10 protein-coding genes are annotated in these 9,889 nt (G+C 69.3%); 3 read left to right on the top strand and 7 right to left on the bottom strand.

Going from position 1 to position 9,889, the window contains the following annotated elements; genetic code table 11:
- Nucleotides 1-403 precede the first annotated feature (403 nt).
- The 5 genes from ACFOSH_RS28490 to ACFOSH_RS28470 all read right to left on the bottom strand — a co-directional run bounded on the left by ACFOSH_RS28490 (nucleotide 404) and on the right by ACFOSH_RS28470 (nucleotide 6,112).
- A complete protein-coding gene (locus ACFOSH_RS28490) occupies nucleotides 404-1,330 on the bottom strand; it encodes a VOC family protein (protein WP_378242150.1) in 927 nt (308 codons plus the stop codon).
- Nucleotides 1,331-1,340: 10 nt separating this feature from the next.
- Nucleotides 1,341-2,525: an acyl-CoA dehydrogenase family protein gene (locus ACFOSH_RS28485; RefSeq protein ID WP_378242149.1), complete on the bottom strand. Its 1,185-nt coding sequence runs from the start codon at nucleotides 2,523-2,525 to the stop codon at nucleotides 1,341-1,343.
- 82 nt (nucleotides 2,526-2,607) lie between these two features.
- A complete protein-coding gene (locus tag ACFOSH_RS28480) occupies nucleotides 2,608-3,597 on the bottom strand; it encodes a 2Fe-2S iron-sulfur cluster-binding protein (RefSeq protein ID WP_378242148.1) in 990 nt (329 codons plus the stop codon).
- 3 nt (nucleotides 3,598-3,600) lie between these two features.
- Nucleotides 3,601-5,247: an FAD-binding protein gene (locus ACFOSH_RS28475; protein ID WP_378242147.1), complete on the bottom strand. Its 1,647-nt coding sequence runs from the start codon at nucleotides 5,245-5,247 to the stop codon at nucleotides 3,601-3,603.
- Nucleotides 5,248-5,251: 4 nt separating this feature from the next.
- The gene (locus ACFOSH_RS28470; RefSeq protein ID WP_378242146.1) at nucleotides 5,252-6,112 is read right to left on the bottom strand and encodes an alpha/beta fold hydrolase; all 861 of its coding nucleotides are present in this window, start codon (nucleotides 6,110-6,112) and stop codon (nucleotides 5,252-5,254) included.
- A 117-nt stretch (nucleotides 6,113-6,229) separates the two neighbouring features.
- Between ACFOSH_RS28470 and ACFOSH_RS28465 the strand changes: the two genes are divergently transcribed.
- Entirely contained in the window at nucleotides 6,230-6,775 is a 546-nt protein-coding gene (locus tag ACFOSH_RS28465; protein WP_378242145.1) for a flavin reductase family protein, read from the top strand.
- 7 nt (nucleotides 6,776-6,782) lie between these two features.
- Here ACFOSH_RS28465 and ACFOSH_RS28460 read toward each other — a convergent pair whose 3' ends face one another.
- Nucleotides 6,783-7,601: an IclR family transcriptional regulator gene (locus ACFOSH_RS28460; RefSeq protein WP_378242144.1), complete on the bottom strand. Its 819-nt coding sequence runs from the start codon at nucleotides 7,599-7,601 to the stop codon at nucleotides 6,783-6,785.
- A gap of 145 nt (nucleotides 7,602-7,746) precedes the next feature.
- Between ACFOSH_RS28460 and ACFOSH_RS28455 the strand changes: the two genes are divergently transcribed.
- On the top strand, nucleotides 7,747-8,598 hold the full coding sequence (locus ACFOSH_RS28455; protein WP_378242143.1) for a TIGR03619 family F420-dependent LLM class oxidoreductase: 852 nt from the start codon (nucleotides 7,747-7,749) through the stop codon (nucleotides 8,596-8,598).
- On the top strand, nucleotides 8,595-9,068 hold the full coding sequence (locus ACFOSH_RS28450) for a nuclear transport factor 2 family protein (RefSeq protein ID WP_378242142.1): 474 nt from the start codon (nucleotides 8,595-8,597) through the stop codon (nucleotides 9,066-9,068). Before ACFOSH_RS28455 ends, ACFOSH_RS28450 begins: the two co-directional genes overlap by 4 nt.
- Here the strand turns inward: ACFOSH_RS28450 and ACFOSH_RS28445 are convergent.
- Entirely contained in the window at nucleotides 9,065-9,835 is a 771-nt protein-coding gene (locus ACFOSH_RS28445; RefSeq protein ID WP_378242141.1) for an SDR family oxidoreductase, read from the bottom strand. The genes ACFOSH_RS28450 and ACFOSH_RS28445 overlap by 4 nt on opposite strands.
- Between the last annotated feature and the right edge of the window lie 54 nt (nucleotides 9,836-9,889).

Genomic DNA, 9,889 nt, shown 5'->3' with positions numbered 1-9,889 from the left:
TCGATGATGAGGGTCTCGTGTCGTGCGCGGGGCTGGTCCCGGTGCTGCGGCTGGCTGAGGACATCGGCCTCGGTGGCCTGATCGATCAGCGGGTTGACCTGGGGATTCCTGTCGGCGCGAACTGTCCCGAGGGAGTCGTCCTTGACGATCACGTGCTCCAGGACCCGGTCCCACGTCATGTTCGCGGTCTTCGCGCCCAGGCGTTCCCTGATGGCACGGGCGGACCCTCGATCACGAAGCCCTCGTCAGAGGTAGAGCACAGGCGAGCCGGGACAGGCGTCGCGAACGCGACACTGAGCATCACCGGCTTCCGGCCCGCTCACCGCTTGAGTCAAGTGGTGAGCGGGCAATCCCGGCGACGGACCAAAAGGGGTCGAGTCGTGTGGCACCAAGACCAACCCGGTCACGAAGGCGAAGCGAAAGCGGCCAGCGGCTCAGACTCCGACCAGTCATGCCCCCAGTACGAATCAGCCGTGATCTCCTCAGCCGTGTAGTGGGTCTCGTCCACCAACATGCCCTCGGTGCCATACTCCAGATCCCAACCACCAGGAGCCCGCACGTAGAACGACACCATCTTGTCGTTGGTGTGCCTGCCCAGCGTCGAGGACACCGAGAAGCCGCGTTTGTTCACCTCGTCCAGCGCCCGTCCGACAGCGTCGAGGGTGTCGACCTCCACCATCAGGTGCACGAGGCCCGGCGGTTCACCGTGCGGCGCCGGACAGACGGCCAGGCTGTGGTGGCGCCGGTTCACGCCGAGGAATCGCACACGACGCGGCCTCTGTCCGTTGGGTTTCTTGTCCCCGATGCGGACGGCGCCGCGGGGCAGGAAACCCAGCACTTCGGTGTAGAAGGTGACAGTCTCGTCCATCGCCGTGGTCGGCAGCACGACATGCCCCATGCCCTGGTCCCCCGTCACGAAGGACTGGCCCCAGCCGGTGTGCACCACGTCGTGGTCGAGCACCGGCCCGAAGTAGACCTCGACGGGAGTGCCGGCCGGGTCGTCAAACAGGATCGCCGCTTCGACTCGGCGTTCGTCGCACTGCGCCTGGGAAAGCTCCTTCACCATGACGCCGGCCGCCGCGAGGGCTTCGGCGACGCGGGCGAGCGCGAACTGGTCACGGACTTCCCAGCCAACGGCCAGCACTCGGTCGCTGTCACCGGGAAGCACGATCAGGCGGGCTTCGCGTTCGTCCATGCGCAGGTAGAGCCCATCGTCGATCGGGCCGGTGGTCTCCCCGAACCCGAGGGCGCCGACGGTGAGTTCTCGCCAGCGTGCGACGTCGCGGGCCTGCACCCGGAGATAGCCGAGTCCGCGGATGTCGTTCGTCATCGAGTTTCTCCTAGATCATCGAGAGCATCGGGCCGGGCGGCGGGGTGATGCCGATACCGGTCAGCGCTGCCACGTGGAACACCGCGCCCGGCACGTGGATCGCGTGCGCGAGGCCCATGTGGCCGTCGCGCCAGAAACGCTGGATCGGGTTGTCCATCCGCAGGCCGTTGCCCCCGGAGCGCGCGACGACCTCGTCCATCGCCCGCACGGCCCGCCATGCGGCGGCGACCTGGGTGCGCCGCGAGGCGGCACGTTCCTCGAACGTCACTTCCTCGGCCGCGGCGGCTTTGTCGTAGAACCGGCTCGCGTTGTCCAGCAGCGCCGTCCGCGAGGCCTTGATCTCCTCGGCCGCCGCGCTGATCGCGAACAGCACGTACGGATCGTCCTTGACCTGAGTGCCGGTGATCTGGACCCGGGTCTTCTGGTACGCCAGATGGGCGGCGAGCGCGCCCTCGGCGATCCCGATCACCGCGCTGGTGATGCCGAGCGGGAACATCGTGGTGAACGGGACGTGGTAAGTGGGATTGATCAGCCCGGCGTTCCGGGGTGCCGAGCCGTCGAGCATCGACGAGAACGGCACCACCCGGTAGTCCGGCACGAACGCGTTCTCGACGACGATGTCCTTCGACCCGGTTCCGCGTAGCCCGACGACGTCCCAGGAGTCCTCGACGATCGTGTAGTCCGCACGCGGCAGGATCACGTGGTAGCTCTGGCGCGGGGTGAGCGGTGCGCCGTCCGCGTCGCCGAGGAAACCGCCGAGGAAGATCCAGTCGCAGTGGTCGGTCCCGGAGGAGAACTGCCAACGCCCGGAGAAGCGGTAGCCGCCGTCGACCGGCCGGAGAACGCCCATCGGCGCGTACGGCGAAGCGATCCAGGTTTCCTTGTCCTCACCCCAGATCTCTTGCTGAACGCGGGAATCGCACATGGCCATCTCCCACGGGTGGACCCCGACGATGCCCGCCACCCAGCCGGTGGCGCCGTCGAGGGAGGCGATCCGCATGACCGTCTCGGCGAACTCCCGAGGATGTGCCTCGGCGCCGCCGTACGCGGCCGGCTGCAGCATCCGGATCACCCCGGTGTCGCGCAGGGTCGCGGCCGCGGCGTCGTCCAGCCTGCCGAGCTTCTCGTTGGACTCGCCCAGAGCGGCGATCTCCTCGGCGCGCGCCTCGACGGCGGCCAGTGCCGGGTTCGTCATGACTTGTCTCCTGACTGCATGGCGTCACGGTGTCACCGGGCCAGGGATCGGGTCCGGCCCTCTCCCGTTCACCGGGATCACCTCAGCCGTCGAAAGTGACCTGGACCGTCGGTGAGGTCGGGCGCGCCTGACAGGACAGCACCATCCCCTCGGCGAGGTCGGCGTCGTCGAGCACTTCGTTGTGCGACAAGGCGACGGTCCCTCCCCGGAGCAAGCACGCGCAGGCCCCGCAGGAGCCCTCCCGGCAGGAGTACGGCACGTCGAGCCCGCCCGCGATGGCCGCTTCGAGCAGGGTCGACTCGGAAGGCCACTCGACCGTCGTGGTGACGCCGTCGAGCCGGACCTCCAGTTCGGTCCTGTCACCGGTTCCGGCTTCGAAGGCGGCGAACGGGTCGCCGCTGAGCGACGTGAACCGCTCCAGGTTGATCCGTTCGTCCGGAAATCCGGCCGTCTGAAGGGTTTCGACGGCGAGGTCCATCAGCGCGCCGGGACCGCAGACGAACGCGTCGCGTGCGGTGTACCTAGCGACGAGTGCCTGGAGACCACCGCGCGTCGGCCGTCCCTGGACGGATTCGAGCCAGTGCACCACGGTGAAGCGGTCCGGGAACTCGGCGGCGAGCGTGACGAGTTCGTCGCGGAAGATGACCGACCGCTCGTCCCTGTTCGCGTACACCAGCGCCACCTTCCCCGTGCCGGCGTGCAGAACCGTCTTGAGGATCGAGAGCACCGGCGTGATCCCGCTGCCTCCGGCCAGCAGCAGGAGATCGCGGTCCAGTCCCGCCGGGACGAACGTGCCCGCCGGCCGCAGCACGTCGAACTCGGAACCCGCGACGGCGTTGTCGCAGATCCAGTTCGACGCGTAGCCGCCGCGAGTCCTCTTCACGGTCACCTTGAGCTCGTCGTCCCGCTCGGGCGACGAGCTGAGTGAGTAGCACCTCGCCGCCCCACCCGGCACCTTGATGGTGAGGAACTGCCCGGGCCGGTAGTCCGCCTCGAAATCGAGCGGCTGGAGCACGAGCGAACGCGCGTCGGCGGTCTCGCGCACCACCTCCAGCACCCGCACCCGCGGCATGGCTCAGCCCGCCGCGGCGTGCCGCGCCGCCACGTACCCGAAGACGATCGACGGCCCGATCGTCGCACCCGGGCCCGCGTATTCGTTCGCCATCACCGAAGCGGTCGTATTGCCGGTCGCGTAGAGCCCGGCGATCTCGGTGCCGTCTTCCCTGAGCACGCGGCTGTGCTCGTCGCAGACCAGCCCGCCCTTGGTGCCCAGATCGCCGAGTTGGATGCGCACGGCGTAGAACGGGGCCTTGTCGATCACGTCGAGATTGGGGTTCTTCAACGTGGGATCCCCGTAGTACCGGTCATGCGCGCTTTCGCCGCGATGGAAGTGCTCGTCGACGCCCGCCCGGGCGAAGCCGTTGAAGCGGTCGACAGTGGCGACGAGACGATCTTCGGCGATCCCGATCTCGCGGGCCAGCGCCGCCACCGTCTCCGCCCGGTGTACCAGTCCCGACGTGTAAAACGCTTCAGGGAACGGCATTCCGGGCAGGACCTGCGCGAACGGATACCGTGCGCGCGCCTTGGCGTCCATGACACACCAGGTCTCGAAGTGCTTGCCGTCGATCTGGTCGTGCACGAAGTTGACGTACGGCGAGGCTTCGTTGGTGAAGCGCCTGCCGTCCTGGGACACGATGATCTGACCTGGGATCGCACGTTCGGACACCAGCGGGATGGTCGCGCCGCTCGGATGTTCGACGGACGGCATCCACCAGGCGTCGTCCATGAAGCCGAGGGACGCGCCCAGAGCCGCGCCGGCCCGGATGCCGTCGCCGGTGTTCTCCTTGGCGCCGAGACTGTGGTCGGCCGAGGCCCCGTCGGGCAGGTACCGCTCGCGCATCACCGGGTTGTGGTCGAATCCGCCACAAGCGAGCAGGACACCACGCTTCGCCCGGATGTGCTCCGTGCGTCCTTCACGGCTGATCGCGATGCCGACGACACGGCCGTCCTCGACGACGAGTTCGGTCATCGGGGTCCGCAGCCACAGCGGAATGCCGACGTCCTTGAGCGCCATCCGCAGGCGGGCGACCAGCGCCCGGCCACCGGTGGCCATATGCCTGCGCCGCACCAGATTGGACGTCACCCGCCAGGCCGCGACCAGTGAGGCGCGGCGACCTTGCCAGGTGCGCTTGACCATGGCCAGGTCGTGATAGTCCTTGGCGGTGATCCAGAGCCCGAGCGGGCCCTTCATGCTGTTCGGACGCTGGAACTCCTCGTCCGCCTTGAGCGCGCGGGTGTCGAACGGCTTCGGTTCGACCGACCTTCCGAGCGGCCTGCCGCCTTCGTACTCGGGGTGGTAGTCGGCGTAGCCCTTGGTCCAGACGAGCTTCCACCATTTGCTCCGGCCGAGCAGTTCCATCGCCGCCGGACCGTGGTCGACATAGGCGTCGAGCCGCGCCGCGGGCACCTTGCCCTCGGTGAGCACGTCGAGGTACCGCCGGATCGACTGCCGTGAGTCGTCGTGCCCGCGCTCGCGCAGGGTCGGATTGTTCGGGATCCAGATGCCGCCCCCGGAGATACCGGTGCTGCCGCCGTATCGCACGGCCTTCTCCACGACGACGGTGCTGAGCCCGGCGTCGTGCGCGGTCAGCGCGGCGGTCATCCCGCCGCCGCCCGAGCCGACGATGACGAAGTCGTAGGTGTGGTCCCAAACCCGGGTCATCCGGTCAGTCCTTCCTGGTCAGAAACGCGAGAACGGTGCTCTCCCAGGCGGACTTCTGCTCGATCATCGCCCAGTGCCCGCAGTCGGGGAAGACGTGCAGTTCGGCGCCCGGGATGGTGCGCATCGGGACCAGGGCCATGTCCAGCGGGCTCACCCTGTCGTCCCTGCCCCAGGTGATCAGCGTCCTGGCCCGGATCTTGTGCAGCATCGCCCAGTACGGCGGCTGATCGGACCGGGCGGCGGCCGCCGCCATCGCCTCCAGGACACCTCGCCCGTACATCTTCTTCGCGGCGGCGAGCGTGCCCGGCTCGGTGGCCTGGGCCCAGCGCTCCTCGATGAGTTCGTCGGTGATCAGCGACTGGTCGTGCACCATGGAACGCAGCCACTGCACCAGCCGTTCACGCGTCGGGTTCTCGGTGAACTCGACGAGCAGGTTGATCCCTTCGGCGGGGCCCGGGCTGAACAGGGCGCGGCCCATCCCGCCGATGGTCACCAGTCGTCGAACCCGGTCCGGCCGCGCGATCGCCGTCCGGGTCGCCACGATCCCGCCCATCGAGTTCCCGATGACGTCGACTTCGGCCAGTCCCAGTCCGTCCAGGAACCGCCCGGCCGCGCCGGACGCGGCGGCCATCGGCGGCTCCCCGGTCGGGTCACTGACCCCGAATCCGGGGAATTCCAGGACCAGGCAACGGAAATGCGCCGCGAGGGCCGGGAGATTGCCGCGGAAGTTGCGCCAGCCGGTCACGCCGGGGCCGGAGCCGTGCAGCAACAGCAGCGGCGGACCGTCCCCGGCCTCGTGGTATCTCAGCACGCCCTGTTCGGTCGAAAGCTCCCGCAGCGTGCTCTCGTAGGTCAGCTCACTCACCGGGTCACCGTAGGAATCCTTTGCGCGGCAACGGTGCCGTGATCCCGATGACCGGGAGCGAGTCACTGAGCGGGACGGCGGCGGCGCGGTCACGGCGGACCGTCCTAACGTCGGCCCATGAGCAGCACGATCCGCACGAGTGAGCCCAGTCCGGCCGAGATGCGCCGCGCGCTGGGCGGTTTCGCGACCGGGGTCACGGTGGTGACCGGCCTGCACGAAGCCGAACCGGTCGGGTTCGCGTGCCAGTCTTTCGCGTCCGTTTCGCTCGACCCTCCGCTGGTCCTGTTCTGCGCCGACCATCGCGGCCGCGCCTGGCCGAGGATCCGCGACGCGGGCCGGTTCACCGTGCACGTGCTCGCCGAGGAACAAGGCGAACTGTGCGCCCGCTTCGGTTCGCGGAACGGGCGGAAGTACGACGGTCTGGAGTGGACGGTCTCGAGGTGGGACACCCCCGCGCTGGCGGGGGTGCTGCTCCGGGTGCACGCGGAGGTCCACACGGTGCACGAGGCGGGCGACCACGACGTCGTGGTGGGCCGGGTGCTGGAACTGGAGACGCTCGACGGCGATCGCCCGATGCTCTTCTTCCGCGGCGGCTTCGGCGTGCACAGCGCACACGAACGGGTCGCCCCGGCCCGGTGGGGCTGGGGCGACCACTGGGGCTGATCCCGGCTCAGCAAGCGGCCCGGACAGCGCCTGCACGACGTCCGGGCCTGCCGGGGAACAGCAGGGCCGAAACCCGGTGCGTGGCATGCGCGACCAGTGGAGCGAGCCGCTCCAGCGGCGCCTTCAGGTCACCTACCAAGGAGATCGCGCCGACGGGTCCCTCCGGACCGTGTACGGCGGCGGCTACACAAGCGATGCCCGGGAAGCATTCTCCTCGCTCGTAAGCGACCCCGCCCCGGTCCCGGATCCGGTTCAGTTCCTGGTGCAGTACACCGAGATCCGCGATGCTGTGCGCGGTGCGGGCGGCGGGCCGGGCACCGACGAGGTCGTCCACGTTCTCGGCGGGAAGCGCGGCGAGCATCGCTTTGCCCAGCGCGGTCGAGGACGCCGGGGCGTGGCCGCCGACCCGCGACGGCACGGTGGTCGCGGTCCGGCCGCCGAGTTTGTCCAGGTACTGCACCCTGCCCTCGTCCAGGACGGCGAGGTGCACGGTCATCCCGGTCCGCACCATCAGCTCGTGCACCAGCGGAGCGGCCGAAGCCCGCAGTTCGCCGTGCGCGTACTCGTCCCCGCCGAGGTGCAGCGCCCGGCGCCCGAGCGAGTACCCGAGACTTGAATGGTCCAGCCAGTTCAGGGTGACCAGCTGGTCGAGGATCCGGTGCGCGGTCGACCTCGGCAGCCGCGTTCCCCGGGCGACGTCCTCCAGCGTGAGCCGCGCGAAGCGGCCCGGGAAGGCGTCGAGGATGAGCGTCATCCGCTCGACCATCGACGGCGGAAGCGGGTCGCGGTGGTCCGTTCCAGGCGCTTCGACGGTGGTGACGCTCATCGCGAACCTCCTAAAACTGAAATGAATTCTAGATGGAGATTAGCAGCCGTCCGACCTCGGGCGAAAGAGCAGAACTGAAATTCATTCTTTCACTGAGCGGGACCGTCTCCCCACGTCCGAGCCGCGCGCGGTTCACTGCGGTCCCATGAAGATCGGCATCGTCAGCCCGGTGGTCACCGCGGTCCCCGGCGTCGCTTCGGCATGGGAACGGGACGCGGGCATCGACGAGCTGGCGCGGATCGCCGAGACCGCCGACGACCTCGGCTTCCACCACCTCACCTGCAGCGAGCACGTGGCCGTCCCGGCCGACATGGCGGCGGTCCGCGGCGCGACCTACTGGGATCCGTTGGCCACCTTCGGCTATCTCGCCGCGCGCACCCGCCGGATCCGGCTCGCGACCCAGGTCCTCGTCCTCGGCTACCACCACCCGCTCGCGATCGCCAAGCGCTTCGGCACGCTCGACGTGGTGAGCCGCGGCCGGCTCGTGCTCGGACTCGGCGTGGGCAGTCTGGAAGAGGAGTTCGGTCTTCTGGGCGCGCCGTTCGCCGACCGCGGCGCACGGGCCGACGAGGCGATCGCGGCTCTTCGCGCCGGATTGTCCCGGCGCCTGCCCGAATTTCACGGCGCGCACTACGACTACGCCGATTTCGTGGTCGAGCCCCACGCGGTGCAGCCACGGGTACCGCTGTGGGTCGGCGGCCGGACTGTTCGCTCCTTGCGCCGGGCCATCACCTTCGGCGACGGCTGGGTGCCGTTCGGACTGAGCCACGACGAAGCGGCACGCTTCCTCGCCGACGTCGAACGCCCACCCGGGTTCGACGTCGTTCTCGGAGCAGGCCGCCCGGTCGACCCGATCGGCGATCCCGGCGGTACCGCCCGGCGGCTGGAGCGGGCCGCCGCCGCGGGCGCGACGATCGTCAGCACGAGCGTCGCGGCGCGCGACGCCGAGCACTACCGCGAACAACTGGCCGCGCTGGCCGGATTGGCGAGCCGATGACCGAAGAACGTCTGGCCGCGCTCGAAGCGCGGTTGAACAAACTTGAGGACGAGGCCGCGATCCGCCGCCTGATCGCCTCCTATGGACCGCTCGTGGACAGCGGCGCCGCCGACGAAGTGGCCGCGCTCTGGACTGCGGACGGGTGCTACGACGTCGACGAGATCTTCCTCGACGGCCAGGCCGCGATCTCCGCCATGGTGCGTTCGACCGGGCATCAGCGCTGGATCCAAGGCGGCTGCGCGCATTTCGTGGGTCCACCCCACGTGACGATCAAGGGAGACAACGCTGTCGCCGTCTGCCATTCGCTGATGATCGTGCACGAGGGCGGGCGTTTCGTCGTACGCCGGGCCACCGCCAACCATTGGCGTCTGTGTCGCGAGGAAAACGGCTGGGCGGTCACGGTTCGAACCAACCGTGTCCTCGACGGACGCCCGGAATCACCGGCGCTTTTGCGCCAGGCCGGAGATTAGCTGTTCGGGGTGTGCTGCAGGAAGGCCGGCCACTCCCCGCCGCCGTCGACGTTCAGCACCGCGCCGGTCACATGGCTCGCCAACGGTGAAGCGAGGAACAGGCAGGCCCGGCCGATCTCGGCCGGAGTCGCGAACCGTCCTCTCGGGATGGTCCGCGCGACCGACTCACGCTGTGCGGGATCGCCGTAGTGATCCGTGGAACCGGGTGTTTCCACCAGTCCGCAGCTGACCGCGTTCACCCGCACCTCGGGGGCCCACTCGACCCCCAAACTGCCCGTCAGGCTTTCCAGCGCCGCTTTCGCCGCGCCGTACACGGCGGTGCCCGGACTCGGCCGGCGCGCCGAGATCGAGGTGATGTTGACGACGGAAGACTCCGCTGTCGCCCGCAGCAGCGGGTATGCCGCGTGGAGCACGTGGGCGGCCGCCATGAAGTTGAGGTCGCTGATCTTCTGATGGAACCGCGGAGACGCGTCGGCGAACTGCGCGAACGGCGCGCCTCCGGCGTTGTTGACCACGACGTCGACCCGGCCATGCCGCTCGCCGACCACGTGGAGCCACCGCTGGACCTGTTCGGCCTCGCGGACGTCTACCCGCTCGAACCGAGGACGGCGGCCGTCGACCTCGCGAAGCTCCTCGGGCGCCGTACGACCGCAGATCTCGACCTCCGCGCCTGCCTCGAGGAAGGTCGCCACGATGCCGTCCCCGACACCGCGCGCTCCCCCGGTGACCAGGACGACCCGGCCTGCCATGTCGAAGCTGACGGGCACGCTGTTCTCCTCTCGGCGGTGAGGGGAGCGTAGCAGAACCAAGCAAACGCTAGG

This window comes from Amycolatopsis speibonae (genome assembly GCF_042647925.1).
Classification (GTDB): domain Bacteria; phylum Actinomycetota; class Actinomycetes; order Mycobacteriales; family Pseudonocardiaceae; genus Amycolatopsis; species Amycolatopsis speibonae.
Note: the sequence above shows the minus strand (reverse complement) of the source record. Positions and strands in the feature narration are given on the sequence as shown.

What these genes read in the sequence shown, in the direction of transcription:
- ACFOSH_RS28450 (WP_378242142.1), top strand. Translation starts at nt 8,595, where the DNA reads ATGACCGAAGAACGTCTGGCCGCGCTCGAAGCGCGGTTGAACAAACTT.
- ACFOSH_RS28475 (WP_378242147.1), bottom strand. Translation starts at nt 5,247, where the DNA reads ATGACCCGGGTTTGGGACCACACCTACGACTTCGTCATCGTCGGCTCG.
- ACFOSH_RS28465 (WP_378242145.1), top strand. Translation starts at nt 6,230, where the DNA reads ATGAGCAGCACGATCCGCACGAGTGAGCCCAGTCCGGCCGAGATGCGC.
- ACFOSH_RS28490 (WP_378242150.1), bottom strand. Translation starts at nt 1,330, where the DNA reads ATGACGAACGACATCCGCGGACTCGGCTATCTCCGGGTGCAGGCCCGC.
- ACFOSH_RS28460 (WP_378242144.1), bottom strand. Translation starts at nt 7,601, where the DNA reads ATGAGCGTCACCACCGTCGAAGCGCCTGGAACGGACCACCGCGACCCG.
- ACFOSH_RS28480 (WP_378242148.1), bottom strand. Translation starts at nt 3,597, where the DNA reads ATGCCGCGGGTGCGGGTGCTGGAGGTGGTGCGCGAGACCGCCGACGCG.
- ACFOSH_RS28485 (WP_378242149.1), bottom strand. Translation starts at nt 2,525, where the DNA reads ATGACGAACCCGGCACTGGCCGCCGTCGAGGCGCGCGCCGAGGAGATC.
- ACFOSH_RS28455 (WP_378242143.1), top strand. Translation starts at nt 7,747, where the DNA reads ATGAAGATCGGCATCGTCAGCCCGGTGGTCACCGCGGTCCCCGGCGTC.